This is a genomic window from Dactylosporangium sp. NPDC051087, assembly GCF_055586325.1.
This window is the reverse complement of record NZ_JBVJIJ010000024.1, coordinates 35,011-61,265: the sequence shown is the minus strand read 5'-3', so window position 1 is coordinate 61,265 and position 26,255 is coordinate 35,011. Positions and strand designations below refer to the sequence as shown.

At 72.4% G+C, this 26,255-nt stretch carries 27 protein-coding genes; 4 read left to right on the top strand and 23 right to left on the bottom strand.

Features of this window, described 5'->3' with window-relative positions:
• Nucleotides 1-115 precede the first annotated feature (115 nt).
• Both ACZ6TV_RS38505 and ACZ6TV_RS38500 read right to left on the bottom strand, forming a co-directional pair.
• On the bottom strand, nucleotides 116-1,864 hold the full coding sequence (locus ACZ6TV_RS38505) for a putative bifunctional diguanylate cyclase/phosphodiesterase (protein WP_465303661.1): 1,749 nt from the start codon (nucleotides 1,862-1,864) through the stop codon (nucleotides 116-118).
• Between the two features lie 50 nt (nucleotides 1,865-1,914).
• Entirely contained in the window at nucleotides 1,915-2,364 is a 450-nt protein-coding gene (locus tag ACZ6TV_RS38500; RefSeq protein WP_465303431.1) for a MarR family winged helix-turn-helix transcriptional regulator, read from the bottom strand.
• A gap of 44 nt (nucleotides 2,365-2,408) precedes the next feature.
• Here ACZ6TV_RS38500 and ACZ6TV_RS38495 point away from each other — a divergent pair, with 44 nt between their 5' ends.
• Nucleotides 2,409-2,783 (top strand): hypothetical protein, encoded by a 375-nt coding sequence (locus tag ACZ6TV_RS38495; RefSeq protein WP_465303429.1) that lies wholly within the window; start codon nucleotides 2,409-2,411, stop codon nucleotides 2,781-2,783.
• Here ACZ6TV_RS38495 and ACZ6TV_RS38490 read toward each other — a convergent pair.
• Genes ACZ6TV_RS38490 through ACZ6TV_RS38480 form a run of 3 tightly spaced genes read right to left on the bottom strand, consistent with a single transcriptional unit; the run spans nucleotide 2,770 to nucleotide 6,238 of the window.
• Nucleotides 2,770-3,894 (bottom strand): geranylgeranyl reductase family protein, encoded by a 1,125-nt coding sequence (locus tag ACZ6TV_RS38490; protein ID WP_465303427.1) that lies wholly within the window; start codon nucleotides 3,892-3,894, stop codon nucleotides 2,770-2,772. The genes ACZ6TV_RS38495 and ACZ6TV_RS38490 overlap by 14 nt on opposite strands.
• 10 nt (nucleotides 3,895-3,904) lie before the next feature.
• Complete coding sequence (locus ACZ6TV_RS38485) at nucleotides 3,905-4,984, bottom strand: EscU/YscU/HrcU family type III secretion system export apparatus switch protein (RefSeq protein ID WP_465303425.1); 1,080 nt, start codon at nucleotides 4,982-4,984, stop codon at nucleotides 3,905-3,907.
• Nucleotides 4,985-4,993: 9 nt separating this feature from the next.
• Complete coding sequence (locus ACZ6TV_RS38480) at nucleotides 4,994-6,238, bottom strand: EAL and HDOD domain-containing protein (RefSeq protein ID WP_465303423.1); 1,245 nt, start codon at nucleotides 6,236-6,238, stop codon at nucleotides 4,994-4,996.
• 104 nt (nucleotides 6,239-6,342) lie between these two features.
• Between ACZ6TV_RS38480 and flhA the strand changes: the two genes are divergently transcribed.
• From flhA to ACZ6TV_RS38465, 3 genes are all read left to right on the top strand, one after another.
• The gene (gene flhA, locus ACZ6TV_RS38475) at nucleotides 6,343-8,388 is read left to right on the top strand and encodes a flagellar biosynthesis protein FlhA (RefSeq protein ID WP_465303421.1); all 2,046 of its coding nucleotides are present in this window, start codon (nucleotides 6,343-6,345) and stop codon (nucleotides 8,386-8,388) included.
• Nucleotides 8,389-9,202: 814 nt separating this feature from the next.
• Nucleotides 9,203-10,120 carry a hypothetical protein gene (locus ACZ6TV_RS38470; protein WP_465303419.1) on the top strand — a complete coding sequence of 306 codons (918 nt, stop codon included), beginning with the start codon at nucleotides 9,203-9,205 and terminating at the stop codon, nucleotides 10,118-10,120.
• Between the two features lie 10 nt (nucleotides 10,121-10,130).
• Complete coding sequence (locus ACZ6TV_RS38465; RefSeq protein ID WP_465303417.1) at nucleotides 10,131-10,427, top strand: hypothetical protein; 297 nt, start codon at nucleotides 10,131-10,133, stop codon at nucleotides 10,425-10,427.
• A gap of 199 nt (nucleotides 10,428-10,626) precedes the next feature.
• Here ACZ6TV_RS38465 and ACZ6TV_RS38460 read toward each other — a convergent pair whose 3' ends face one another.
• From ACZ6TV_RS38460 to fliG, 18 genes are all read right to left on the bottom strand, one after another.
• Nucleotides 10,627-11,400, bottom strand: a complete 774-nt coding sequence (locus tag ACZ6TV_RS38460; protein ID WP_465303415.1) for a flagellar biosynthetic protein FliR — start codon at nucleotides 11,398-11,400, stop codon at nucleotides 10,627-10,629.
• Nucleotides 11,393-11,668, bottom strand: coding sequence for a flagellar biosynthesis protein FliQ (gene fliQ, locus ACZ6TV_RS38455; RefSeq protein ID WP_354782175.1), 276 nt, complete (start codon nucleotides 11,666-11,668; stop codon nucleotides 11,393-11,395). Before fliQ ends, ACZ6TV_RS38460 begins: the two co-directional genes overlap by 8 nt.
• Before the next feature lie 17 nt (nucleotides 11,669-11,685).
• The gene (fliP, locus tag ACZ6TV_RS38450; protein ID WP_465303413.1) at nucleotides 11,686-12,450 is read right to left on the bottom strand and encodes a flagellar type III secretion system pore protein FliP; all 765 of its coding nucleotides are present in this window, start codon (nucleotides 12,448-12,450) and stop codon (nucleotides 11,686-11,688) included.
• Nucleotides 12,447-12,749: a flagellar biosynthetic protein FliO gene (gene fliO, locus ACZ6TV_RS38445; protein WP_465303411.1), complete on the bottom strand. Its 303-nt coding sequence runs from the start codon at nucleotides 12,747-12,749 to the stop codon at nucleotides 12,447-12,449. The genes fliP and fliO overlap by 4 nt, the downstream gene beginning before the upstream one ends.
• A 51-nt stretch (nucleotides 12,750-12,800) precedes the next feature.
• Nucleotides 12,801-13,550, bottom strand: coding sequence for a flagellar motor switch protein FliN (gene fliN / locus ACZ6TV_RS38440; protein WP_465303409.1), 750 nt, complete (start codon nucleotides 13,548-13,550; stop codon nucleotides 12,801-12,803).
• Nucleotides 13,547-14,524, bottom strand: coding sequence for a flagellar motor switch protein FliM (locus ACZ6TV_RS38435; protein WP_465303659.1), 978 nt, complete (start codon nucleotides 14,522-14,524; stop codon nucleotides 13,547-13,549). The genes fliN and ACZ6TV_RS38435 overlap by 4 nt, the downstream gene beginning before the upstream one ends.
• Nucleotides 14,525-14,669: 145 nt before the next feature.
• Nucleotides 14,670-15,125, bottom strand: coding sequence for a flagellar basal body-associated FliL family protein (locus ACZ6TV_RS38430; RefSeq protein ID WP_465303407.1), 456 nt, complete (start codon nucleotides 15,123-15,125; stop codon nucleotides 14,670-14,672).
• 12 nt (nucleotides 15,126-15,137) lie between these two features.
• Nucleotides 15,138-16,052 carry an OmpA/MotB family protein gene (locus tag ACZ6TV_RS38425; protein ID WP_465303405.1) on the bottom strand — a complete coding sequence of 305 codons (915 nt, stop codon included), beginning with the start codon at nucleotides 16,050-16,052 and terminating at the stop codon, nucleotides 15,138-15,140.
• On the bottom strand, nucleotides 16,052-16,825 hold the full coding sequence (locus tag ACZ6TV_RS38420; protein WP_465303403.1) for a flagellar motor protein: 774 nt from the start codon (nucleotides 16,823-16,825) through the stop codon (nucleotides 16,052-16,054). The genes ACZ6TV_RS38425 and ACZ6TV_RS38420 overlap by 1 nt, the downstream gene beginning before the upstream one ends.
• 3 nt (nucleotides 16,826-16,828) lie before the next feature.
• Nucleotides 16,829-17,113 (bottom strand): flagellar FlbD family protein, encoded by a 285-nt coding sequence (locus ACZ6TV_RS38415; RefSeq protein ID WP_327008686.1) that lies wholly within the window; start codon nucleotides 17,111-17,113, stop codon nucleotides 16,829-16,831.
• Between the two features lie 164 nt (nucleotides 17,114-17,277).
• Nucleotides 17,278-18,501, bottom strand: coding sequence for a flagellar hook protein FlgE (locus tag ACZ6TV_RS38410; RefSeq protein WP_465303401.1), 1,224 nt, complete (start codon nucleotides 18,499-18,501; stop codon nucleotides 17,278-17,280).
• 15 nt (nucleotides 18,502-18,516) lie between these two features.
• Nucleotides 18,517-18,942: a flagellar hook capping FlgD N-terminal domain-containing protein gene (locus ACZ6TV_RS38405; protein ID WP_465303399.1), complete on the bottom strand. Its 426-nt coding sequence runs from the start codon at nucleotides 18,940-18,942 to the stop codon at nucleotides 18,517-18,519.
• A gap of 95 nt (nucleotides 18,943-19,037) precedes the next feature.
• The gene (locus ACZ6TV_RS38400; RefSeq protein ID WP_465303397.1) at nucleotides 19,038-21,485 is read right to left on the bottom strand and encodes a flagellar hook-length control protein FliK; all 2,448 of its coding nucleotides are present in this window, start codon (nucleotides 21,483-21,485) and stop codon (nucleotides 19,038-19,040) included.
• Nucleotides 21,482-22,690, bottom strand: a complete 1,209-nt coding sequence (locus tag ACZ6TV_RS38395; protein ID WP_465303395.1) for a transglycosylase SLT domain-containing protein — start codon at nucleotides 22,688-22,690, stop codon at nucleotides 21,482-21,484. The genes ACZ6TV_RS38400 and ACZ6TV_RS38395 overlap by 4 nt, the downstream gene beginning before the upstream one ends.
• On the bottom strand, nucleotides 22,687-23,121 hold the full coding sequence (locus ACZ6TV_RS38390) for a cell envelope biogenesis protein TolA (protein ID WP_465303393.1): 435 nt from the start codon (nucleotides 23,119-23,121) through the stop codon (nucleotides 22,687-22,689). The genes ACZ6TV_RS38395 and ACZ6TV_RS38390 overlap by 4 nt, the downstream gene beginning before the upstream one ends.
• Nucleotides 23,121-24,428 (bottom strand): FliI/YscN family ATPase, encoded by a 1,308-nt coding sequence (locus tag ACZ6TV_RS38385; RefSeq protein WP_465303391.1) that lies wholly within the window; start codon nucleotides 24,426-24,428, stop codon nucleotides 23,121-23,123. Before ACZ6TV_RS38385 ends, ACZ6TV_RS38390 begins: the two co-directional genes overlap by 1 nt.
• On the bottom strand, nucleotides 24,425-25,225 hold the full coding sequence (locus tag ACZ6TV_RS38380; RefSeq protein ID WP_465303389.1) for a FliH/SctL family protein: 801 nt from the start codon (nucleotides 25,223-25,225) through the stop codon (nucleotides 24,425-24,427). Before ACZ6TV_RS38380 ends, ACZ6TV_RS38385 begins: the two co-directional genes overlap by 4 nt.
• The gene (fliG, locus tag ACZ6TV_RS38375) at nucleotides 25,209-26,219 is read right to left on the bottom strand and encodes a flagellar motor switch protein FliG (protein ID WP_465303387.1); all 1,011 of its coding nucleotides are present in this window, start codon (nucleotides 26,217-26,219) and stop codon (nucleotides 25,209-25,211) included. Before fliG ends, ACZ6TV_RS38380 begins: the two co-directional genes overlap by 17 nt.
• Between the last annotated feature and the right edge of the window lie 36 nt (nucleotides 26,220-26,255).

The following is a 26,255-nucleotide window of genomic DNA, read 5'->3' as shown; positions in this document are numbered from 1 at the left end:
CACATCGCGTTCGTCGAGGACCCCGTCACGTTCGCACCACGCCTGCGAGAGGTCCTCGCCACCCCGGCGCGGACCTGACGCGGCATGGACCGCGGCGGCCCGGGGCGTGACGGGGTCAGCGGCCCGGGATCGCCTCGGCGGTGACCGGGCGGCCGAAGTGCCAGCCCTGGCCGAGGTCGCAGCCGAGGGCGGCGAGGCGGGCGGCCTGGTCGGCGGTCTCGATGCCCTCGGCGGTGACGGTCATCTGCAGGGTGTGCGCGAGGCGGATGACCGTCTCCACGATCTGCTCGTCGACGTGGTCGCTGGCCAGGGAGCGGATGCCGGCCATGAAGGCGCCGGCCAGCTTCAGGCCGTGCACCGGGAGGTGGCGCAGGTAGGCGAGGTTGGAGTAGCCGATGCCGAAGTCGTCGATGACGATGCGCACCCCGAGGTCGGCGATCGTGCGCAGGGTCTGGATCGGCTGGCCGGTCGACTGCATGAGCACCGTCTCGGTCAGCTCCAGCTGCAGGTTGGCCGGGTCGAGGCCGGTGTCGGCCAGGGCGTGCCGGACGTCGTCGAGCAGGCGCGGGTCGGTGCACTGGCGGGGTGAGACGTTGACGCTGATGAGCAGCGGCGTGTCCGGGTGGGTGCGCTGCCAGTCGGCGCCGACCCGGCACGACTCGCGCAGCACCCAGCGGCCCAGCGGGTGGATCATGCCGGACTGCTCGGCGACGGGGATGAACGTGTTGGGCGAGACGGTGCCGAGGTCGGGGTGCCGCCAGCGCAGGAGTGCCTCGGCGCCGCGCAGCCGGTTGTCGGACAGCGCCACGAGGGGCTGGTAGACCAGCTCGAACTCGCCGCGGTCGAGGGCGCCCGCGAGCCGGCCGGTCAGGCCGTAGCGCAGGACCTGCTGCGCGTTGCGCTTGACGTCGAAGAGCGCATACCGCGCGCGGCCCTCCTCCTTCGCCAGGTAGAGGGTGGCGTCGGCGGCGCGCAGCAGCTCCTCGGGCTCGGCGCCGAGGCACGGCTGCTCGACGATGCCGATGCTCGCCGACACGGACAGCTCGTGGCCGTCGAGGCGGACCGGCTTGCTGAGCTCGGCGAGCATTGCCTCGGCCAGCTCGGTCAGCTGGCCCGGGCCGCCGCAGTCGCGCACGACGACCACGAACTCGTCGCCGCCGACCCGGGCCACGAAGTGCCCGGCGCCGTTGACGCAGGCCCGCAGCCGGTCGGCGAGGGCGACGAGGAGCTGGTCGCCGTAGCCGTGGCCGAGCGTGTCGTTGATGGTCTTGAACTCGTCGAGGTCGAGGAAGCAGACCCCGATCCGGTCGCGGTCGCCGGCCTCGGCGATCGTGTCGGTGAGGTGCCGGTAGAGCAGGACCCGGTTGGGCAGGCCGGTCAGCGGGTCGTGGTGCGCCTGGTGGTGCAGCTCGAGCTGGAGGCTGTGCTCGGCGTCGGTGAGCGCCCTGGCCCAGGCGCGGCGGATGCGCTCCTGGTCGTCGAGGATGCGCCGCCGCCCGGCCCGGGTGAAGCCGGCCGCGACCGCGCCGAGCAGCGCGCCGATCCGGTCGTCGTCGGTCTTGACGTCCGCGGCGGCGGGCAGGGCCGCGAGGACCGCGATGGAGCGCTGCAGCGCCTCGGGGCTGGACAGCCCGACGTCGACGAGTGCCGTGCCGGCCTCGGCCGCGGGCGCGGGGTCGAACGGCTCGGCGCGCAGGACGGCGGCGAGCCGGGCGACGAGCCCTTCGAAGCGCTCGCGGAGCACGTCGGCACCGACGTCGAGATAGCTGGTGCGGCGCACGGCGGCGACCCACCGCTGGGCGAGGTCGGACAGCGCAGGCTCGATGAGCACATCGTCCTGGCCGTCGGCGCCGGTCAACCGCATCACCCCTGGCGCGAAGATTACCGTGCGACGCTGCATTGAAGAATCGACGCTCAGTGCCGTTGTGCGGCCGTTTCGGTGAGCCCCGCGACGAAGCGGGTCAGGAGCTGGGCGAACGTCTCGACGTCGGCGGGGGACCAGTCCGAGGTCGCGGCGGCGAAGCGGGCCCGCCGGGCGGCGTGCACCCGCTCCGACAGCGCCACCCCGTCCGCGGTGCGCACCAGCAGTGACCGGCGGCCGTCGTCCTGGTCCGCCTCGCGGCGCAGCCAGCCGGCCTCGACGGCGGCGGCGACCAGCTTGCTGGCCCGGGGCTGGGCCACGTCCAGCGCGGCGGCGACGGACATCACCGTCGCGCGGTCGGCGAGCCCTTCGACGGCGTCGACGACGTCGAAGACGGCCGGGTCGGCGTCGCCGGTCGGACCGCTGCGGGCCAGGGCGCGGCGGGTCTGGCTGCGCCGGATCGACACCATCGCGGCCTCGACGTCGGCGAGAGCAGGATGCATAATCTTTGTTATCTACATTCTTCCGGCATGTACAGGTGGAGTCCATGAAACCAGAGGACCGGCCGATCGGGTACTGGCTGCGCGAGCTCGACCGGCGCATCGAGGACGCGTTCGTGTCCACACTGGACCGCTCGGGCCTGCGGCGGCGGCACTGGCAGGTGCTCAACGGGCTGGGCCCGGACGACCCGTTCTGGGGCCCGGGGGAGCGGTCCCACCGGGAGGTCCTCGCCGACCTCGCCGACCGGGGCTGGGCCGCGCCGGACGGCACGCTCACCGCCGCCGGTGAGCAGGCCAGGGCGGCGATCGCCGCGGAGGTCGCCGCGATCCGCCGCAAGGTCGCCGACGGCGTCCCGGACGAGGACTACCGCACCACCGTGCGCACCCTCGCCCGGATGGCCGGCAACCTCAGCGCCGGGTGACGGCGGACCGGGCGATCGCGCCGGCCGTGCGCGGGGTCAGCGTGCCGTCGCCGAGACCCAGCTCGATCAGGTCGTCGAAGACCGCCTGCCGCCCGGCGGCGGCCCGCACCGCCGCGTCGACGATCCACTGCCGGCCGCCGAGCAGCGCCGCCGCCCGCGAGTGCCGCAGGTGCCGGCCGAGCCGGGCGCGCAGCGCGGTGACATAGCGCCGGTCCGGCGACGACCCGGGCGCCGCCGCGGCCGCACCCGCCAGGGCGCCGGACAGCACCGCGTAGAAGATGCCCTCGCCGGTGAACGGGTTGATCAGCGACAGCGCGTCGCCGGCCAGCAGCAGCCGTCCCCTGGCCGGCACCGGGCGGCGCGTCGACAGCGGCAGATGGTGCGCGCGCAGCCCGGTCGCCGCGGCGGTGTCCACGTCGGGCAGCAGCGCGGCGAGCCGGTCCAGCAGGTGCGCCCGGGAGATCGACCGGCCGCGCAGCACCTCCCCGTAGCCGATGTTGGCGGTGCCGTCCCCGATCGGGAAGGCCCACGCGTACGCCGGCCACTGCTGCGAAGCGGTCACGATCCGCTGCTCGACGGGCCCCTCCGGGGCGGGCGCGTAGCCGCGGATGGCGAGCGCCAGGTGGCCGGGGCCGTTCGGTGGCTGCCCGAGCGCCTTGCGCACCAGCGAATACGCGCCGTCCGCGCCGATGACCGCCCGGCCGGACACCACCCCGTCGACGACGACGCGGGAGCCGCGCTCCTCCAGCGAGCGCACGGTGTGCCGGCGCAGCACCGCCCCCGCCGCCACCGCCGCGTCCGCGATCCGCCGGTCGAGGGTCAGCCTCGGGATGGTGTACGCCGGGCGCGCGTGCCTCCTGGCGACGGCCCCGCCCGCCGGCCCGACGAGCCGCAGCGACGGCACCGGCGCGAAGCCGTCCTCCACCCCGGTCACCCCGAGCCCGGCGAGCACGTCGAGGGCGTGCGGCGCGACCCCGTCGCCGCAGGGCTTGTCCCGCGGGAAGCCGGCCTTGTCCAGCAGCAGCACGCTCGCCCCGGCCCGCCGCGCGGCGACCGCCGCCGCCGCACCCGCGGGACCGGCACCGACCACCACGACGTCGAAGTCGTCCATGCGAGCAAAGCTAGCGTTGCTCCGGGACGGTGTGCACACCCGCGGCGGAGCCCTTCGACTTGAGCATCATGATGAACGCGAGGACCCGGGCTACCGCGCCGAAGAACTCGGCCGGGATCTCGTCGCCGATCTCGCACGCGCCGTGCAGCGCCCTGGCGAGCGGCACGTCCTCGACCATCGGCACGCGGTGCTCGGTGGCCACCTCGCGGATCTTCAACGCGATCACGCCCAGGCCCTTCGCCACCACGCGCGGCGCGCCCTTCGTCGGGTCGTACCGCAGCGCGACCGAGACATGGGTGGGGTTGACGACCACGACGTCGGCCTTCGGCACGTCGGCCATCATGCGGCTGCGGGCCATCTCGTGCTGCCGCTGGCGGATGTGGCCCTTGACGTGCGGGTCGCCCTCGGACTTCTTGTGCTCCTCCTTGACCTCCTCCTTCGACATCTTCAGCTGCTTGTTGACCCGCCGCTTCGCCACGAAGTAGTCGGCGAAGGCGAGCACGAGCCCGGTCGCCGCGGCCACCCGGACGACCTGGAGCACGGTGTCGGCGACCAGGCCGATGATGGTCTGCAGCGGCATCGCCGTCGCGCCGAGCAGCGTCGGGATCAGCGTCTGCATCGTGTTGTAGACGACCAGCCCGAGGATGATCACCTTCGCGAGGGACTTGACCGCCTCCCACGCGGCCTGCCCGCCGAAGGTCTTCTTCAGGCCCTTGAGCGGGTTGAGCTTCTTGAAGTCCGGCTTGAGCTGCTTCGTCGCCGGGCGCAGCCCGCCCTGGGCCGCGGTGCCGAGGATCGCGAACAGGAACAGGCTCACGGTGATCGGCCCGGCCAGCAGCGCGATGTCCAGCACGCCGTCCTTCAGCAGCCCGAGGGCCACCGCCGGCTCCGGGTCGACCATCGCCTGCGTGCTGCGGGTGAACAGCTCCTGGGTCCGGGACATGATGCTGCGGGCCGTCCACGGCAGCAGCATGCTGGCCAGCAGCACCCCGCCCCAGGCGCCGAGATCAGGCGTGCGGGCCCGGGTGCCGTCACGCCTCGCCTGCCGCTTCTTCTGTTCGGTAGGCTGCTCGGTCTTCTCACCGGCCATGGCAGGGGCCTAGCGGCCCAGCGCCCCCTCGATGGTCCGCATCGACCAGCCGACCGCCGCCAGGTACGCCTTCGCCAGGTCCGCCGAGGACACCGGCGCGGCCGCCAGGGCGTCGCTGTCGGCGACCTCGTACGCCCGCACGATCGACAGCACCTGGCCGAGCCGGCCGTGCCCGTCGACGAGGGCGTCGGCCACCTCCACCGTCAGCGGCAGCCGGGTGACCAGCTCCGCGACCGGCTCCGCGATGAGCTCCGCGACGCCGGCGAGCAGCCCGACGGTGAACGCCGCCTCGCCCGGCAGCCCGAGCCGCTCCGCCACCGTCTGGCACAGCCGCGCCCGGGCCATCGTCGTGGACAGCTGGTCCTCGCTCGCGGACTCCGCCACGTCGCTGACGAGCATCAACGCCGCCCACTGCCGGATCTTCGCCGAACCGAGCAGCACCACCGCGTCCCGGACCGACGCGACCTTGCGCGGCAGCCCCGACGCGGCCGAGTTCGTCGCCCGCAGCACCCGGTAGGACAGCGCCGGGTCGCTCTGCACGATCGCCGACACCTTCGCGATGTCGGCGTCCTCCGCGGTCACCGCGCCGAGCAGCTCGAGCCGGCGCAGCCGCGACGGCGACAGAGCGACGGCCGTCAGCACCTGAGGGCGGCCCACGGCGTACCCCTGCAGCAGGTCGAAACCGAGCCGCTGCGCCAGCAGGATGTGCTCCTCGATCTCCACCCGCTCCGCGACCAGCTTGATGCCGGGGAAGCGGCGGCACCGGGCGACGACCTCGGCGAGCTCGTCCGGCTCGCGGATCAGCAGGTCGAGCTTCACGTAGGAGGCCAGGCCCAGCAGCCGCTCGTGGCCGAGACCGAACACGAAGTCGTCGAGGGCGATCTCGTACCCCTGCTGGACCAGCCGCGCGGTCCCGGCGAGCACCGCGTCGTCGATCTCGACCGTCTCCAGGATCTCCAGGATCGCGTGGTCCGGGTCGAACGGCAGCGGCAGGTCGCCGACGAGGAAGTCGCGGGTCAGGTTGATGAAGCACTTGCGGCCGCCGACGAGCTGCTCCAGCCCGAACTCGGTGAACGCGTTGACGATGACCTGGCTCGTCGCGTACGCGCTGCGCCGGGACGCCTCGACCTCGTCCGCCGCGCCCCGGAACAGCAGCTCGTACCCGACGACGTGGCCGGCCCAGTCGTACAGCGGCTGCCGCCCGATGTGGACGAGCTGCGTCGAATCGGGGGTCGAGGTCGTTGCGGGCTGCACGTACCGACGATCGGCAACCGGCGCTGCAACCAAAGGAAAACCCTCAGAACTACCCGTTCGGCACCGATCAGGGGATCGCGTCACATCGGAAAGACGGGGAGAGCGTGCCCAAACGCCTGTCGCAGTACATCGTGCCCATCGGCATCGTGTTGATCATCCTCATGATGGTCGTGCCGCTGCCGGCCTTCCTGCTGGACACGCTCATCGCCGCGAACATCACCCTGGCACTGGTGATCGTGCTGGTCAGCATGTACGTGAAGCGCCCCCTGGAGTTCTCCTCGTTCCCGTCGCTGCTGCTGATCGCGACCCTGTTCCGCCTGGCGCTCAACATCAGCGCGACCAGGCTCGTGCTCACCGACGGCTTCGCCGGCAACGTCATCGAGGCGTTCGGCCACTTCGTCGTCGGCGGCTCGCTCATCGTCGGCCTCGTCATCTTCCTCATCCTGTTCATCGTCCAGTTCATGGTCGTGACCAAGGGCGCCGAACGCGTCGCCGAGGTCGGCGCGCGCTTCACCCTCGACGCCATGCCCGGCAAGCAGATGGCGATCGACGCCGACCTCAACGCCGGCCTCATCGACGAGGCGACGGCCCGTAAACGGCGCACCGAGATCACGTCGGAGGCCAGCTTCTACGGCGCCATGGACGGCGCGTCGAAGTTCGTCAAAGGCGACGCGATCGCCGCCATCATCATCACGCTGGTCAACCTCATCGGCGGCTTCGCGATCGGCATGCTGCAGCGCGGCATGTCGGCCACCGACGCGATCTCCACCTACTCGCTGCTGTCCGTCGGCGACGGACTCGTCTCGCAGATCCCGGCGCTGCTGCTGTCGGTGGCGACGGGCCTCATCGTGACCCGGTCCGCCAACGACGGCGACATGGGCGCCACCGTCAGCAAACAGCTCAGCCAGAACAAGCGCGCGCTGCAGATCGGCGGCGGCGCGGCCCTGGCCCTGTGCGCCATCCCGGGACTGCCGAAGCTGCCCTTCCTGCTCGTCGGCGCGGCGGTGCTGATCATCGCCCAGCGCCTGCCGAAACAGGTCACCGAGGAGGAGCAGCAGGCCGCCGCGGCCGCCGAGGCGGAGCCGCCACCGCCGGACCCGACCGAGACGCTGCTCGGCGAGATGCGCGTCGACCCGCTCGAGCTGGCGCTCGCCCCCGACCTCGTCGACCTCGTCGACGCGAGCGGCGGCGACCTCCTGGAACGCGTCCGGGCCCTGCGCCGCAAGGTCGCCCTGGAACTCGGCATCGTCATGCCTCCCGTGCGGACCCGCGACGACCTGGAGCTGCCGCTGTCGACGTACGCCGTGCGCATCAGCGGCGTCGAGGTCGGCCGCGGCCAGGCGCCGCCCGGCACCGTCCTGGCCATCGGCGACGGCCTGGACTTCCTGCCCGGCCGCGCCGGAGTCGAGCCGGTCTTCGGCCTCGCCGGCAAGTGGGTCCCCGCCGAACTGCGCCACCAGGCCGACCTCACCGGCGCCACGGTCGTGGACCGGGCGTCGGTCATCATCACGCACCTGGCCGAGATCGTCCGGGTGCACGCCAGCCGCCTGCTCGGCCGCGAGGACGTCCGCGCCCTCACCGAGATCGTCAAGCGCACCCACCCCGTCGTCGTGGAGGAGCTCACCCCGTCGGCGCTCAGCCTCGGGCAGGTCCAGCGCGTCCTGCAGACGATGCTCGACGAGGGCGTGCCGATCCGGGACCTGGTGCGCATCTTCGAGTCGCTGTCGCTGCAGGCGAAGCAGTCCAGTGACCCCGACTCGCTCGTCGAGGCGGCCCGGGCGTCGCTCGGCCCGGCGATCGCCTCCCGGCACGCCCAGGACGGCACCCTCACCGCGATCACCCTCGAACCGCGACTCGAACAGCAGCTGCTCGAATCGCTGCGGCCCACCGACAGCGGGCTGCAGCTGCTGATCGACACCGCGCGCGCCGAGTCGATGCTCGCCGACCTGACCAGAATCACCGAACTCGGCGAGGAACGCGGCGTCAGCCCGGTCCTCGTGTGCTCACCGCAACTGCGCAACGCACTGCGAAAACTGGTGCAGATGGCGCTACCGCGTTTGCCGGTTCTGTCTTACTCAGAGATCGCCGGGAGTACGCTGCGGATTGAGACTATTGGGGTGGTGAATGGTGCCTACCCGGTTGCTGCTTGAGGGTCGTGACCTCGAAGAACTGCTCGCGCAGGTCCGCGCCGAGCATGGGCCTGACGCTGTCATCGTCTCGGCCGAGAAAGTGCGCACCGGCGGTGTCGGTGGCCTTTTCGGCACTCAGAAATATGAGCTGACGGTCGAGGTCCCCGATGCCGTTGCGACAACTCAATCATCCGGTCAGGCGCCCCGCAAAGCCGACACGCCGAAACGCTCACTGAGTATCGAGGATCTGGCCGCGCTGGCGGACGCCGCGGAATCGCAGGGCCGGAATCCGACGTTCGCCGATGTCCTGGCCGGCGCCCGCGACGGTGTCCCGCTCGTCCCCAGCCCGCCTCCCGGTGGTGCGGCCGCCCGGCCCGGTCCGCCTCCCGGTGGTGCCGCCCGGCCTGGTCCGCCTCCCAGCGGTGCGGGTGGTCCCGCCGGTCCCGACCGGGGAGCGGGTAACGGGCCGCCGCGGCCACCGACCGCCGCGGACGCTCTCAACCGGCTCCTCGCCGACGCTCCGCCGCAGGCCGAGGCGCCCGCCGGGGCGCCGTCGGTGCGGCCGTTCCGGCCGGCGGCCAACCAGCCGATCGCCAAACTCGGCGTCCGGCAGGTCAACGCCGACCCGCGCTTCGAACAGCGCCCCGATCTGCCGCAACCACAGCGGTATCAGCCGCCGCCCGTCGACCCCCGGAGCATGCCACCCGCGGCCCCGGACGACGGGGGGATCTGGCCCGAACAGACGCGGATGGACCCGCGACGGCGCGCACCCGCGCGTCCGAACCCGCCCCGCCCACTGTCCGACCCTGAAACCGAATTCTGGCAGGAGTCCCCAATGCCTGTTGAAGCCACCGCCACCGTGGAGAAGCCGCGGACACCGGACGCGAGCGAACGGCTGGCCGGCGCCTACAACGCGCACCCCGCGGCCCAGGCCGCGGCGGCGCAGGCGACCGCCGCGCCCGCCCCGGCCGAACGCGCACCCGAACGGCCCGCGCCGGCGGACCGCACCGCCGACCGCGCCGCCGCCGCCGACCGCGCTGCCGCCGACCGCGCGGCCGACCGCGCGCCGGAGCGGGAGCGCACCGTCGCGGAGAAACCGGAACGGCAGACCGCGCTCGGCCGCCGGCTCCAGTCGCTGGGCGTGCCCACCGACATCGCGTTCCGGGCCAACGCCGCCGACACGTACACCGCGGTCGTCGACGCCTTCGCCGCGCTGCCCGTCGCGGAACCCGCGCCCGACGGCCCCGGCGAGACACTCATCGTCGTCGGCGAGTCGACGCACGCCGTCGAGGTCGCCCGGTGGGTCGCCGAGACCCAGCGCCTCGACACCGGCCACATCCTGTTCGCCGGCCGCAACGCCGCCGCCGCCGGCATCGACGGGAAACGCCGCATCACCGGCGCCCACGACGCCCGCCTCTGGGCGAAGAAGCTCCGCAAGTCCGACGCGCCCAGCGTCGTCGCCGTCGAAGCCGCCCTGGACGAGTCCGCGTGGGCCGCCGCGATCGTCGAAGCCGTCCGGCCCGTCGCCGTCTGGGTCGTCGTCGACGCCAGCCGCAAGACCTCCGACGTCGCCCACCACCTGCAGGGGCTGCGCCGCGTCGACGCGATCTGCCTGCGCGGCACCATGTCCAGCGGCGACCCGGCCAGCCCGCTGTCACTGCGGCTGCCCGTCGCGCTCCTCGACGGCCGGCCCTCCACACCGTTCCAGTGGGCCGCGATGCTCTGCGAACGGCTGAGCCTGGTGGGCGGCTGACATGCTCGGCATGGCGCGGTTCTCCACGCTGTTCCTCGCGTTGCTGATCTCGTCGCCCGCCCTGTACTCCACCTTCGTCACCCACGCGCTCGACGTGGAGACCGGGCTGCTGCGGCTGCTGATCGCCGTGCCGGTCGCCGCCGCGATGCTCGCCCTGTTCCGGCTCGTGACCCGCAACTACGGCAAGTCCGACGACCGCGGGAAACCGGGCACCGACACGGACGCCGACACCGGCGACGAACCACTGCGCGCCGAGGCCGTCGCAGGCGAACCCTTCCCCCAGCGCCGCGCCGAAGACGCCCCCTGAGGCCCCGCGGGCGGCAGACCTCGCACGCACGACGCCGAGCGCCCGCCCGATCGGCGGCGCACGCGGAAAGCGGCGGCGCACGCGGAACTGGTGACGCGGCGAGGAGCGGAAGGCGGCAACGCGACACCAAGCCGTGGCGCAGCGCAGATCGGTGGCGCGGCGCGGCGCGGGAAGCACGGCGCGGCCGGGGGGTTGTGGGTCAGGCGGCCAGCAGGCGCAGGACCAGGGTCACCGAGCGGTCGGTCAGGTTCGCCACCGCGTTGGGCAGGAGCATCATCGCGGTGCCCGCCACCGTCAACGTCAGCAGTACCTTCGCGGGGAAGCCGAACGAGAACGGGTTCAGCGCCGGCGCGGCGCGGGTCAGCAGGCCCAGCGCGACGTCGACGGCGAGCATGATCGCGATCAGTGGCGCCGCGATCTGCAGGCCCGCCAGGAACATCTCGCCCAGGCCGTTGGTGATGATCTCGGTGAACGTCTTCAGCGACAGCGCGTCGTTCAGCGGGATCGCCGTGTACGACCGGGCGAACCCCCGCAGGATCAGCTGGTGCGAGTCCGTGGCGAACATCAGCGCCATGCCGATCAGGTTGTAGAAGCGGCCGAAGACGGCGTTGCCCTGCAACGAGAACGGGTCCATCGAGAACGCCAGGCTGAAGCCGCCGACCAGGTCGACGAGGTTGCCGGCGACCTGGACCGCGGCGAAGAGCAGCGCCGTGATGAACGCCAGCGAGGCGCCGACGACGGCCTGCTCCGCGGCGTTTGCCAGCAGCAGCGGAGCGGACATGTCGGCCGGCACCTGCGGGGCGAGCTTCGGCGCGAGCGGCAGCGCGATCGCCAGCGACAGCAGCACCTTCACCGTCGACGGCGCGCCCCGGTTGTTGAACGGCGGGCACAGCATCAGCCACACCCCGGCCCGGATCGAGCCGAGCAGGATCGCCAGGACCGTGCTCAGCGGCACGGTGTAGGTGTCAGGCACCCTTGATCAGATCGGGGATCTGGGCGTACAGCTGCTCGGTGTAGGTGATCATCTCGTGCAGCATCCAGTTGCCGGCGAACAGCAGCGCGAGCCCGATCGCCGCGGCCTTCGGCACGAACGACAGCGTCGACTCCTGGATCTGCGTGACGGACTGGAAGAGCGAGATGGCGAAGCCGACGATGAGCGCCGTCAGCAGGATCGGCGCGCCGAGCTTCGCCGCGATCGTCATCGCCTGCATGCTGAGTTCGATGATCTTGGTGTCGGTCATGCGGGGGTACACCTCGTTCAGTGGTAGCTGGCCACGAGGGCGGTGAGGATCAGCCCCCACCCGTTGACCAGGACGAACAGCAGGAGCTTGAACGGCAGCGCGATGGTGACCGGCGGCAGCATCATCATGCCCAGCGACATCAGCGCGGCCGAGACGACCATGTCGATGACCAGGAAGGGGATGTAGATGACGAAGCCGATGATGAACGCGGCCCGCAGCTCGGACAGCACGAATGCCGGTACCAGCGTGGACAGCGGCACGTCGTCCTTGTTCTTCGGCAGCGGCCGGTCGGCGATCTTGGTGAAGAGCGCGATCTCGTCCTTGCGGGTCTGCTTGAGCATGAACGCCTCGAGCGGCTGTACGCCGTCCTTGAACGCCACCGCCTGGGTCTTCTCTCCCTTCAGGTAGGGCTGCAGCCCGACGTCGTTCACCTCGGAGATGACCGGCGACATGATGAAGAGGCTGACGAACAGCGCCATGCCGGCGATCACCTGGTTGGGCGGCACGTTGCTCAGGCCCAGCGCGTTGCGGGTGATCGAGAGGACGACGAACACCTTCGTGAAGCTGGTGGTCATCAGCAGCAGCGACGGCGCGATCGACAGCAGCGTCAGCAGGATGATGATGGTGATCGACTGGCTGGGCTGCACGCCGCCGACGTCGATGTTGACCGTGCCGTCCGGCGGGCTCGGCGACACCGGCGGCTTCGGCGTCGGCGCGGCGAAGGCGGTCGCGGGCAGGAGCAGCGTGGTGCAGAACGCGGCGGCCGGCAGCAGGAACCTCATCGCCGCCCCCGCAGGAAGCGCCAGGCGTCGGCCGAGAGCAGCGACCCGGCGAACGGTGACCGGACGGGCGGCCCGGCCTCCGGTGGCTCGTCGAACAGCTCCGCGTCGGCCTCGGCGAGCAGGGACACGCCGGTGTCGGTGACGCCGAGGACCAGGGCCCGGTCGGCGACCTTGACCACCGCCACCGACGAGCCCCGGCCGAGCTGCTGGCGGGCGACGACGGTGAGCAGCCCGGCGCCGCGGCCGGCGACCCCGCGGCGGGCCAGCCGCGCGAGCGCCCAGAGTAGTACGAAAACCACTGTGAGTGAGCACAGGACGCGCATTGCCAGCTCGAACATGGTCAGGGGTACCTAGGCCCGATCCGTCGGGCCGACGATCTCGGTGATCCGGATGCCGAAGTTCTCGTCGATCACGACCACCTCACCGCGGGCGATGAGCCGGCCGTTGACCAGCAGGTCGGCCGGGCCGCCGGCGGCCCGGTCCAGCTCGATCACCGCGCCCGGGGCGAGGGACAGCAGCTCCCGCACGCTCATGCGGGTGCGCCCGAGCTCGGCGGTGACCTCCATCTCGACGTCGTGGAGGAGGTCGAAGGCGGGCCGCCCGCCGCGGTCGCCGCGCTCGTCGTGCGCGTCCTCGCCGCGGCCGCCGCCCGGGCCGGTGACCTCGACCGCCACGGCGAGCGCGACGACGGCCTGCACGGTGCCGTCGTCGGTGCTGAGCGGCACCAGGACCCCGCCGGCGGCGACCAGCTGTCCCATGGCGTCGGCGGGCTGCAGCACCTCGCCCGGGTCGACCACGACCGGGCCGACGGTGGTCGCGGCCGCCTCCAGGGCGGGCCGGACGGCCTGGCTGAGGTCCAGGGCGCCCATGGGGGAGTTCGCGAGGGCCTCGACCAGGTCCTGGGTGACGACGATGGCGACCTCGCCCTGCGCGGTGCCGGCGAACCTGGCGCGGACCGCCTGGCCGTCGATCGCGAGCTCGTCGACGTTGGTAGTGGGCGCACCGACCGAGAGCGGGGAGCTGGCGGGCAGCAGCGCCACGGCGGCCTGAGCGGCAGCCTCGGCGCGGGCCAGCAGGGCCTCGTTGGTGGCGATGGTCATCGGTGGGTCTCCTCAGCGCGGTTCTGGCCGAGCTGTCCGGCCGGCTGTCCGGCGGGCCGGTGTGTCGGACGTTGACCTGGCTGCGGGCTCGGCACCACGAGACAGGCCAGACGGTTGCCCTGCGCGCCGGGGACGGCGTAGGCGAACGTGATGTCCGCCGTGGTCACCGCCAGGGGCGTCGAGGTGGTGTGGGCGAGCGGCACCACGTCGCCCGGGCGCAGCCCGATCAGGTCGGCGGGATGCATGCGGACCGGCTGGAAGCGCACCGCGACCTCGATCGGCGCGCCCTCCAGGCCGGCCACCACGTTGCGGTAGGCGACCTCCCGGGCCAGCCGCTGGGCCTCGGTGAGCACCGCGCTGCCCTGCTCGCCCTGCAGCTTCGGGAAGATCGACCCGAACGGCAGGCAGATGCTGGCCACGCACTCCTCGGTGCCGACCCGCATCTCGAACGACGCGACGATGACCGCGTCGGACGTCGCGCCCGCCTGGGCGAACTGCGGGTTGTACTCGATCGTGGTCATCTCCGGCCGCAGTGCCACGATGCCCTCGAAGGCGTAGCGCAGTTCGCCGAGCGTCCGGTCGATGAGGCCGTGCAGCAACGGCATCTCGATGTCGCTCAGTGGTCGTTGAGGCTGCGGACCGCCCGGGCCGCCGAGCATGTGGTCGATGCAGGCCATGGCGGTGCTCAGGGAGAACTCCAGAATGGCTGTGCCGGGTAAGGGATCGATGCTGAACATGGCGACGACGGTCGGGCTGGACAGGCCGCTGATGTACTCGTCGTAGGTCAGCTGTTCGATCGAGATGAGGCTGACCTGCGACACCGCCCGAAGGCTGGTGGTCAAGAGTGTGGCGTATTGGCGGGCGAAGGTCTCGTAGGAGATCTGGAGTGTCCGGATGTGTTCGCGGCTGAGCTTGGTCGGACGCCGGAAGTCATACGGCTCAGGACCGGAGCTTTTGCCGCCGCGCCGGCTCATCTTGCCGGGCGTGCGGCCGCTACCGGTCGCCGACGTTGACTGCGTCACTCTCTTACCATCGGTCCTTTTGGGGGCAGCTTGACGTAAAACGGCCGAAACGGACCTGGAGGTTTCCTTGAAAACCCCCAGATCCGCCGGTTCGGGCCTACTGGATCACGAACGACGTGAAGTACACGTCCATGATCTCTTTCTCCTTGTCGACCGTGTACGCCTTCTCGATCTTTTCCTTGAGCTCCTTCTTCAGGCGCTCCCGCTCCGCGTTGGACATCAGCGCCGCCATGTCCATGTTGCTGTACAGGTCGATCGCGATGTCCAGGGCCTTGCTGCCGTCCGGCGCCTCGGCGGCCGCCGCGGTGGCCTGCAGGGACAGCCTCAGCTTCAGGAAGTGCCCGTCGGCCAGGTTGATCGTGATCGCGTCCAGCGGGACCACCACGCCCGGCTCGGGCTCCGGCTCCGCCGTGGCGGTGGACGGCTTGAACATGAAGTACCCGCCGCCACCGCCGCCGAGCAGTACCGCCACGATCGCGATGATCATGATCAGCTTCTTCTTGCTCTTCTTGGGGGCCTCTCCGGTCTCCGCCGGCTTCTCTTCGCTCGCCATCCAGGGTGCTCCTCAGCTGTTCTCGGAAGCCGAGGGCAGCAGCGCCCGGGTGTCGGCCGGAAGTGACGACAGGACGATGATCTCCACCCGCCGGTTGAGCGACGCCGCTCGCGGGTCGTCCGCCGGGTACAGCGGCTTGGTGTCGGCGTAGCCCGCCGCCAGCAGGCGGTTCTCGGCGATGCCGGCGTTGCTGTGCAGGTAGCGGACCACGGTCGAGGCGCGGGCGCTGGACAGCTCCCAGCCGCTCGGGTAGGTGCCGGTCGTCGCGGCCAGCTGGTTGGTGTGGCCGTCGACCTCGATCTTGTTCGGCAGGCCGGCGACCGCCGGGCCGATGCCCTTCATGATCTCCTGGCCGGCGGACAGCAGCTGCGCCTCGCCGCCGTCGAACACGACCGCGCTGGTGACGACCGTGACGACCAGGCCGCGCTCGTCGACGGTGAACTTCACCGCGTCGCTGAGGCCGTCCTTCTTCAGGCTCTCCTCGATCTGCGACTTGATCTTCTCGAAGTTCGCGACCTCCTGCTGCGCGGCCTTCTGCCGCGCCGACGCCGACGCCCGCTCCTTGGCCGCCACGGCCTCCTGGACCGCCGTCGCGTCGCTGGTGGTGCCGCCGATGCCCGAGGACATGTCCATCGGGGAGTCGCTGTCGGAGGACTCCATGAGCGAGGCCTCGCCGCCGTCGAACGCCACCGACGGCGACCCGAAGCCGACCGCCAGGCCGTTCTTGAGCTCCGCGAACTTCTTCTGGTCGACCTGGCTGATGGCGAACAGCACGATGAAGAGCACCATCAGCAGCGTCATCATGTCGGCGTAGCTGACCAGCCAGCGCTCGTGGTTCTCGTGCTCCTCGTCGTGCGCCGCGTGCTTCTTGCCCTTGGCGTGCGTCCCCTGCTTGCCGCCCTTGGCAGCGTGTGCACCTCCGCTCATCAGGCGGCCTCCTTCTTGTCAGTGACGCTGCCGGGCGGCAGCAGGCTCCGAAGTTTCTGTGCGACCAGGCGGGGGTTGGCCCCTGCCTGGATGTTGATGATGCCGGCGATCACGAGCTCCATCTGAGCGCATTCGAGCTCGCTCAGCCGTTTCAACTTGGCTCCCATCGGCAGCCACATGACGTTTGCTGAGAGAACTCCCCAAAGCGTCGCCACGAAGGCGCCGGCGATGAGGTGACCGAGCTTGTCGGGCTCGCTCAGGTTCTCCAGTACGTGGATCAGGCCGATGACCGTGCCGATGATGCCGATCGTCGGTGCGTAGCCGCCCATGCCGGTGAAGATCGTGGCGGCCTGTTTGTCCGCTTTCTTTTTCGCGTCGACCTCGGCCTCGAGGATCGCCGCGAGCTCCTCGGAGTCCGTGCCGTCGATGGCGAGCTGCAGGCCCTTCTTGAGGAACGGATCCTGCACCTCCTTCATCGCGTCCTCCAGGGCCAGCAGCCCTTCGCGGCGGGCCTTCTCGGCGAGCTTCACGATGTCGTCGACGAGCGAGTCCGCCGGCTGCACGCTGCCCAGCAGCACCCGCTTGAACGAGTCCGCCAGCGCGATCGTGTCCTTCAGCATGCCGCCGGCCATCGCCGCGCCGAGCGTGCCGAAGAAGACCAGGATCAGCGGGGGCAACAGGAAGATGGAGCCGGGGCTGCCGCCTTCGAGGATCATCGAGACGAAGATCGCGATGAAGGCGAGCACGATCCCGATGAGGGTTGCCGGATCCATGTGTCAGCGCTCCCGACGGTGGAGATGGACGACGTTGGTCTCCTTGACGCGCTCCCGGGCGTCGTCGGCGCGTTCCGCCGAGGTCTGCCCGACGAGCTGTTGCGCGTCGACGACCACCTGCGCGCGGTACTGGCGGATCAGCGCCACCAGCTCCGGCAACGACTCGGCGATCAGGTACTTCGTGCCGTCGACCAAGGTCACGACGGTGTCAGGGGTGCAGTCGGCCCGTTCGACCAGGTCGGGGTTGAGGGCGAACACCGGGCCGTTGAGTCTGGTCAGCAGGATCATCGACGCGCTCCCGTCCTTGGTGGTAATGGGCCAGGCCCCCTCCGTGGTGCCTTCGGATCTCACATCGGACCGTTCGGCCGACAGGTGAGGAGTTGACGGTTGCCGTGGAGGTGCTACGCAAAAGGCCCGCCACGAATGGCGGGCCTTTCATGCCGTGATGTCCGTTATCGCTTGAGGTTCACGAGCTCCTGGAGCACCTCGTCCGACGTGCTGATCACCTTGGAGTTCGCCTGGAAGCCGCGCTGGGCCACGATCAGGTTGGTGAACTCCTGCGCCAGGTCGACGTTGGACATCTCCACCGCACCGCTCTGCAACGTGCCGAGACCCACCGTGCCGGCGACGCCGACCTGCGCCAGGCCGGAGTTCACCGTGAAGCGGTACAGCGAGTCGCCGACCTTCTCCAGGCCGGGCGGGTTGTTGAAGTTCGCGAGCGCCAGCTGCGCGACCGTCTGCTTGTTGCCGTTGGAGAACACGCCGACCAGCTGACCGTCGGGGTTGATGCTGAAGGACTGCAGCGTCGCCGCGGGCGAGCCGTTCTGGCTCAGCGGGCTCACCGTCGTGTTGCCCGTGTACTCCGTCAGGCCCGCCAGGTCCACCTCGACGCCGATGCCGTCACTGTCCGGGTCGTACAGCAGACCGATCTTCGTGTCGCCGTTGGAGTCCGTGTACGTCGGGCCGTTGATCTGCCCGTTCGGCAGGAACGTCAGGCTGGCCGGGGCCGAGGGCGTGGTGCCGTCGCTGACGACCACCTCCCAGCCGCCGGCGGTCAGCGTGAACGTCGACGTCAGCATGACCACGTTGCCCTGCACGTCGTACGTCTTGATCGCGCGCGGGATCGAGGTGTTCAGCGGCGCGTCGGCCGGCAGGTTACCGGCGATGACCATCTGGCGGGTCGCGTTCGGCGCGATCAGCGTGCCCATCGGCAGCCGGATGTCACCGATCGGGGCGTTCGTGTTGACCGAGCCGTTGACCGCCGGCCAGCCCTGCACCGCGGCGCCGGTCGGGGTGACCAGCTTGCCCTCGGCGTCGAAGTTGAACGACCCGGCGCGGGTGTAGAGCATCTCGTCGACGGAGTTGACGATGAAGAACCCGTCACCGGAGATCATCACGTCGGTCGCCCGGCCGGTCGTCTGCGCGGAGCCCTGCACGAAGCTGGTGTTGATCGCGCCGAGCCGGACACCGAGACCGACCTGCGCCGGGTTGGTGCCGCCCTGCCCCTGCTGCGGCGCGCCCGCGGACCGCATCATCTGGCTCAGCGTGTCCTCGAACAGCACCTGCGACGACTTGAACCCCACGGTGTTGACGTTGGCGATGTTGTTGCTGGTGACATCCATCATCTGCTGGTGGGCCCGCAGACCGCTGATGCCGGAGAAGAGTGAGCGGAGCATGAGGGAGGGGTCCTTTCAGGATGCCGGGTTGCGGACTTCCTTGACCGCACCGAGTGCGACATCCGTGTCGCCGACCCGCAGGGTGGGGCTGGTGCCCGAGAACGCCGCCGCGGTCACCACACCGGACTGCGTCTTGCCGTCCTTGTCGGTGAACGAGACGGTCTTGCCGATCAGGTTGCTCGCGCCGAGCTGGAGCTGGGCGGTGAGCAGGGTCTGCTCCATCGTCGCCAGGTCGGACAGCTTCTCGACCGTGGTGAACTGCGCCGTCTGCGCCAGGAACTCCGAGTTGTCCATCGGCTTCATCGGGTCCTGATACTTCAGCTGCGCCACGAGCAGCTTCAGGAACGCGTCCTTGCCCAGGTCACCGCCGGGCTTCGCGGGCTCGTCCTTCTTCGTGCCGTCGGTCTTGGCCACATCGGCCGGCGCGCTCGTCTTCGGCACGTAGTCACTGACGTTGCCAGGGACCGGCTTCGGGACGTAGTCGCCGACGGTGCCGCTGACAGGCGTCGTCGGGCTGGTGATGGCGGAACCCCCTCCTAGATGCGCACGTCGACCAGGACATCGGGCGCGTCCGGATCGATGACCGGCTCCGTCGCCCGTGGTTCGGGTGCCTGCTGTTGAGATCGACCCTGCGGCTGCCAACCTGAGAACTGTTGCGACTGGTTGCCCGGCCGGTTCGCGTCCTGGTGCAGATCCAGCGAGCACTGCGAGAACCCGGCGTCGCGCAGGTCCTGCCGCAGGTCCGGCAGCGCCGCCTGCAACGCCGCCCGCGCCGCGTCGCTGCCCGCCGCCAGCTGCACGGCGATCGTGCCGTCGCGCACCTCCGCGACGATGCTGACCGGCCCCAGGTCGCCCGGGCTGAGCTGGATCGTCATCCGGTGGACCCCGTCGGGCCCCTTCCGCAGCGGCGTCAGCACCATCGCCACCTGCGCCGCCACGGGCGCCTGCGCCGGGGCCTGGGCCTGCGCCGGAGCCGACGGAGCCAGGACGGCCTGAGCCGTTTGCGGCAGCGGCGTCGGTACCGCCGGCGCCGTCCCGCCCGTAACGTCCTCGACCGGTGCCGGCTGCCGGGTGTGGCCGCCCCTGCCGTCCGTGCCGCTCTGTCCACGCCCCTGCCCGTCGCCCGCGAGGCCGCTCTGGGCGCTCTGGGCACTCTGGGCGGCGGCCTGCTGCACCACTGCCTGCGGCACGCCGGCCGTCCCGGCCGGTGCCTGCCCGGCGGCACCGGCGGCGTCCGCGGTCACCGCCGCGGTGGACTGCGCGGCGTCGACCGGCACCTCGGCGGACCGGGGGAGCGGCTGCCGCGGGTCCATTTGCGCCTCGGCCGGGTGCCGGACGCCCGTCCGGGCCTCGCCACCGGCCACGACCCGCCCCGCGTCCGCGGCGACCGGCACCGCGGCGCCGCCCGGCACGGCGGCCGGGCTGCCCAGGCCGTCCACCTGACCGCCCACCGGACCGGTGTCCGGCCCGCCCTGCCCCGTGCTCCCGGTGTGCCGGCCGGCCTGCGGCCCCTGACCGGCGGCCTGGACGAGCCGCGGAACCTGGTCGCCCGGCGGCTGCGCGGCCGACGCCGCCGTGGCGACCGCCGGCACAGCAACCGCGGCGGGCCCGCCCGCATCGCCCGGTTGCGCGCCGGCCGCGACCTGCGGCGCGGCGTCCGGTCGAGCGGCGGCAGGCCCGGTGCCCGGCGCCGGCGCGGCCCGCGCGACCTCGGCCGGCTCCGGCCCGGTCCCCGGTGTCGCGGCCCGGACCGCGTCGGCCGGCAGCGTCGGCGACTGGGCCGCAGCGGTCCGGCCCGCGACACCGGCCGCCATGGCAATCCGTGCCGCTCCGCCGGCCTCGGTGGCGGACCGTGCCGCGTCGCCGGCCGCCGTGGGGGTCTGTGCCGCGACTCCGGGTGCCGTGGCGGTCTGTGCCGCGTCGCCATGCGCCGTGGTCCGGCCTGCGGCGGTCTGCGCTGTCGTGGTCAGGACCGCCGTGGCGGGAGCGGTCACCGGCTCCGGGGTGGCGAGTCCCGCACCCGGGACAGGGTTGCTGGTCCACGCACCCAGCTCCGGCCGGCCCTCCGCGAGCACCGGCGCCGCGGTCCGGGCACCGGCCGGCACCCGGTCCGCCGCACCGGTCGGCACCACGGGCACCGTGCCCACCGAGGGCGCGCCCGGCTGGTCCGGTCCCTGCGGCGCCGCCTGAGACGCGACCAAAGTCTGTGAAACGGCCTGGGAAACGAGCTGCGACTGCGGTCGGGACAGCGTCGCGGACCGCGGCACGAGCTGGGGGACCACCGGCGGAGGCGACTCGGCCGCGACGAGCGGCACGGTCACCTCGGTCGTGGTGGCCCGGGCGGCGGCGGCCCGGAGCATCGCTTCCAGGGAGCGCTGGACGGAAGCCCCGGCGGCGGGCGCATCGGTCGACCGTCCGCCTGCCGGTCGCCGCGCCGGAGCGGGTTCGCCGTCCATGGCCTGAGCCGCTGCCCGGACCGGCGCGGCGCCGGCGTCGTGGGACTCCCTCGGGCGGTCCTGTTCCGGGCGCCGCGCCACGGCGTCGCGGCGCTGCTGGGCCGCGGCGGTGGAAGCGAAGGTGTCCGACTCCGGGGTGCGGTCCCGGTCGTCCTCGACGCGCCGGTCCCGGCCCGCGGGCCGCCGGTCCTGCACCCGGTCCCGCCCTCGATCCTGGACCCGATCCTGGACCCGGTCCTGGACCCGGTCCTGGACCCGGTCCTGGACCCGGTCGTGCGCTCGATCCTGGACCCGGTCGTGCGCTCGATCCTGGACCCGGTCCCGCGGCCGATCCCAGCCGCGGTCCCTGTCGGCGGGCCTGTCGTAGGTGGTGTCTGGGCGGCGGTCGCGGGCGTCCCTGGCCGAGCGGCTGCGGGCGACGGCGGCGGCCAGGGCGTCGGTGAACGCGTCCGACGGCCCGGTCGCGGCCGCCGGATCGGCGGACCTGGCGGTGCCCGGCGGGCGGGTCGCGTCGAGCGGGGCGGTCACGCGAAGCCCCTTCCCGCGAGCTGCTCCATGGCGGCCTTCACCTTCGGGACGTAGGCCTGGGTCTGCGCGAAGGGCGGGATGCCGCCGTACCGGCTCACCGCGCCGCCGCCCGCGTTGTAGGCGGCGAGGGCCAGGTCGATCGAGCCGAAGCGTTCGAGGTTGGCCGACAGCATCCGGGCCGCGCCGTCGACCGCCTGCGCCGGGTCGAGCGCGTTGACGCCGAGGCCGCGCGCCGTGGCCGGCATGAGCTGCATGAGACCCTGCGCGCCGGCGCTGCTGACGGCGGCCGGGTTGTAGCCGGACTCGACCTTGGCGACCGCGGCGAGGAGGGCCGGTGACAGGCCGTACTTCGCGCCCGCCTGCTGGAACAGGTCCGCGTACGGCACGCCGGTCAGCGTCGCGGGCCGCATCGTCGCGGCCGCCGCCATCGTCGCGGCGGGCGCCGACCCGGCCCGGGTCCCAGCCGCCGACAGCGCCAGCGCCGCGGACGACGCCGTCCCGCCGCCGAGCATCCCGGCCAGACCGCCCGTCCCGCCGCCCAGGACCCCGGCCAGACCTGCCGATCCGCCGCCCAGGGCCCCTGCCACGGAGCCCGAGCCGCCCAGCACACCGCCCGGACCGGACGCCCCGCCGGCCAGGCCGCCGGCGAGCGCGCCGGACAGGGCGGCCGCGGACAGGGCCCGGGGCAGGCCGCCCGCCGCGGACGGGTCGAGGGACGTCGTGGGCACGATCCTGCGGATGGCGGACGGGGGCTCGTACACCTGCTGGACCTTCACCACGTCGCCGGTGTGCGGGGCGACGATCATCTTGTCGCCGCCGGCGTAGATGCCGATGTGGTCGACCGGGTTGCCAAAGGCGAGCAGGTCACCGGGGCGGGCGTGGGCCATGTCCGGCACGGCGGTGCCCTCGCGGGCCTGGTCCTTCGCGACGCGGGGCAGCTTGACCCCCAGGTCGGCGTAGACCCGCTGGACGAGGCCCGAGCAGTCCAGGCCGCTCTCCGGGTTCGTGCCGCCGAAGACGTACGGCGTGCCCAGGTACCGCTTCGCCGCGTCCACGACCGAGGTCCCCGTGACGGACCGGGAGCTGTCCAATGTGGACTGCAGGGTGGCCGCGAACGCGTCCCCGCCGCCGGTCGTCATGGGCGCGCCGAGCCCGATCCGGCTGCGGATCTCCGCGACCCGCGCCTGGGCCTCGTACACCGTCATGCGTCCTCCCGGCGGTTGAAGGCGGCGGCGGTGGTCAGGTCGTCGACCGCCTTCGCCTCGTTCGCGGCGGCCGTCTGCTTGCGCGTCAGGTCGTGCCGCTCCTGGAGCTTCTCGATCGTGCGGCGCTGCACGGCCGCGTCGGTGAGGTCGTCGAGGCGTTCCTGGACGGTCTCGTCCGCGAGGGACGCGGCGCCGATCGCGGCCGACAGCGCGGTCGCTGTCGCCTGCCGGGCCATGAGGGTGGCGGCGAACGCCGCGGACGACGCGCCGTCGGGGACCCGCCGGCCGTCGAGGTCGCGTTCGCGGGCGTGGACGCTGGCGTGCGCCGCCGCCGCCTCGCCGCGGGCCCGGACGACGGCCGCCTTCGCCGCGTCCTCCTGCGCCTTGCGGGCCCGCAGGACCGCACCCAGCCGGAAACCGTTCTTCGCCATCAGGATTTCACCAGCGCATCCAGCATCGACCAGGCCAGCGGGGCCGGCGTGGTGTCGTCCATGTCCTGCCGCAGGAAGTCGTTGATCTGCGGCCACAGTGCCCGGGCCCGGTCGGCGTCGGGGTTGGTGCCGCTGACGTACGCGCCGATCTCGACGAGCTCGCGCACGTCGCGGTGGGCGGCCAGCATCCGGCGCAGGGCGGTGGCGTCGGTGCGCTGCTCCCGGGTGGTGACCGCGCTCGCCACCCGGGAGATCGACTCCAGCACGTCGATGCTGGGGAAGTGCCCGGCCGTGGCGAGCCGCCGGTCGAGGGTGATGTGCCCGTCGAGGATCGAGCGGGCGGTGTCGGCGATCGGCTCGTTGTGGTCGTCGCCCTCGACCAGGACCGTGTACAGGCCGGTGATCGAGCCGACGGGCGCCGGCCCGGCCCGCTCCAGCAGGCGTGGCAGCAGCGCGAACACGCTCGGCGGGTAGCCGCGGGTCGCGGGCGGCTCGCCGGCGGACAGGCCGGCCTCGCGCTGCGCCATGGCGGTGCGGGTGAGGCTGTCCATGAGCAGCAGGACGTCCTGGGCGCCGTCGCGGAAGTACTCGGCGATCCGGGTGGCGACGAACCCGGCGCGCAGCCGCACCAGCGGCGGCTGGTCGGAGGTCGCGATCACCACGACGGACCGGGCCAGGCCCTCGGGTCCGAGGTCGTTCTCGATGAACTCGCGGACCTCGCGGCCACGTTCGCCGACGAGACCGATGACGGAGATCTCCGCGTCGGTACCGCGGGTGATCATGGACATCAGGCTGCTCTTCCCGACACCGGATCCGGCGAAGATGCCGATGCGCTGCCCGCGGCCGCACGGCACGAGCGTGTCGAGGGCGCGCACGCCGAGCGACAGCGGCTCCTGGACCCGGCCGCGGGCGAGGGCGTCCGGGGCGTCGTTCTCGACGGTGACGCGCTCCAGGCCGGTGAGCGGCGGCCCGCCGTCCATGGGCCGGCCGAGCCCGTCGAGGATGCGCCCGCGCAGCTGCGGTCCGACGGCGATCCGCAGCGGCGACCCGGTGCCGCGCACGGGGCTGCCGGTGCCGATGCCGGTGAGCGCGCCGAGGGGCAGGCAGGCGAGCCGGTCACCGTCGATGGAGACGACCTCGGCCGGCACGGTCGCGCCGGCCTCGCCGATCTCCACCAGGTCACCGACGCGGCCGTCGACGCCCGCGACGGTGACCGACAGGCCGACGATCGAGGCGACCCGGCCGGTGACCCGCGGCCCGGCGGCCTGGCGGGCGGCGGCGAGGCGCTGCTGGAGCGACGACGTCACTGTTGGAGCACCTCCCGCACCCGGTCGAGGGCCGGCCCGAGCCGGGCGTCGACCTTCGTGGCGTCGCACAGTGCGAGAGCGTCGCCCGGTCCGAGGCCCGGGTCGTCCACGAGGGACACCGTGCGGCCGTCCATGACCAGTTCCGTCTGTCCTATCGTCAGCCGGTCCGCCGGGTTGAGCCGGACCGTCACGGGACTTGTCCCAGGCACCAGCGCGAGGGCCCTGGCCAGGGCCTCCCGGCCGGGTTCGGTGGCGGTGCGCAGCTCCCGGCCGAGGACCGCCTCGGCGAGCGCGAACGCGGTCGCGACGATCTGGTCCTCGACGTCCTGCGCGGCCGGCACCACCCGGCGGTCCAGGCCGTCGGCGGCGGCGCCGATCGCGCGCAGCGCCGACTCCACCCGGCGGCGGTGCGTTTCCGCGACCTCGGCGGCCTCCTCGGCGACGAGCGCGGCCTGCGCCTGCGCGCCGGTGCGCGCCTCCCGCATGCCCTGCGCCCAGCCGGCGGCGTAGCCGGCCGCCTCCGCATCGGCGCGGACCTTCGCCACCAGCTCCGGCGGGTACGTCTCCCGCTCCCGCAGGTCGACGTCGAAGCGGGCCTGCGGTGCGGCACCGGCCCGGTGGTCGGTGAGGACCTGCTCGCCGTAGCCGAGCGTCGACGGGACCTCCGGCGGTGGGAACGCCCTGGTCGCCGGCGTCGGCGGCGGTGGGGGAGGGGGCGGGAACGCCGGTCGCGGCTTCCCCGCCTTCTTCTGCGGCGGCGGCGGGAACGCGAGGGGGTAGTCAGCCGACGAACTCATCGTCGTCTCCTCGGCGGATGGTGATCTGGCCGGACTCCTCCAGGGTGCGGATCGCCTGGACGATCTTCGCCTGCGACTCCTCGACGGTGCGCAGGCGGACCGGGCCGAGCATCTCGATCTCGTCGGCGAGGTTCTCCGCGGCGCGCTCCGACAGGTTCCGCATCACCTTCTGGCGGACCTCCTCGCGCACGCCCTTGAGCGCGGTGGCGAGGTCGTTGGTCTCGACCTGGCGCAGGACGAGCTGGATGGAGCGGTCGTCGAGGGACACGATGTCCTCGAACATGAACATCTTCGAGCGGATCTCCTCGGCCAGCTCCGGGTTGCGGCCCGCGAGCCCTTCGAGGATCAGCCGCTCCGTCGCGCGGTCGGTCCGGTTGATGATCTCGACGAGCGGTTCGAGGCCGCCGACGGCCGACAGGTCGCTCGGCTGCAGCACCGAGGACATCTTGCGTTCCAGGGTCGCCTCGACCTTGCGGATGATGTCGGGCGAGGTGCGGTCCATGACGGCGATCCGGTGCGCGACGTCGGCCTGCAGCTCCGGGGCGAGCCCGCCGAGGATCTGCGACGCCTGGGTGGCCGTCATGTGCGCCAGGACCAGGGCGATCGTCTGCGGGTGCTCGTCCTGCAGGAAGGACAGCAGCTGCCGCGGGTCGGCCTGCCCGAGGAAGCCGAACGGCACGTCCATGAAGACGGTGTTGAGCCGGCCGACGATCTCACCGGCCCGCTCCCGGCCCAGCGACGCCTCCAGCAGGTCCCGGGCGAAGTCGAGGCCGCCCTGTCCCACGTACCGGTGACCGGTCGCCATGTCGTGGAACTCCTCGAGCACCACGTCGGCGACGTCGCCCTCGACCTGCCCGAGCCGCATGATCTCGGCGGTGAGCTCCTCGACCTCCGACTCGCGGAGGTGCGACATGATCTTCGCCGCGTCCTCCTTGCCCATCTGCACGAGCAGGATGGCGGCCTTGCGCAGGCCCGTCAGCTCACCCGTGGTCATCGATACGCGCTCCTGCCCGCGTGGCCGGCCGCACGG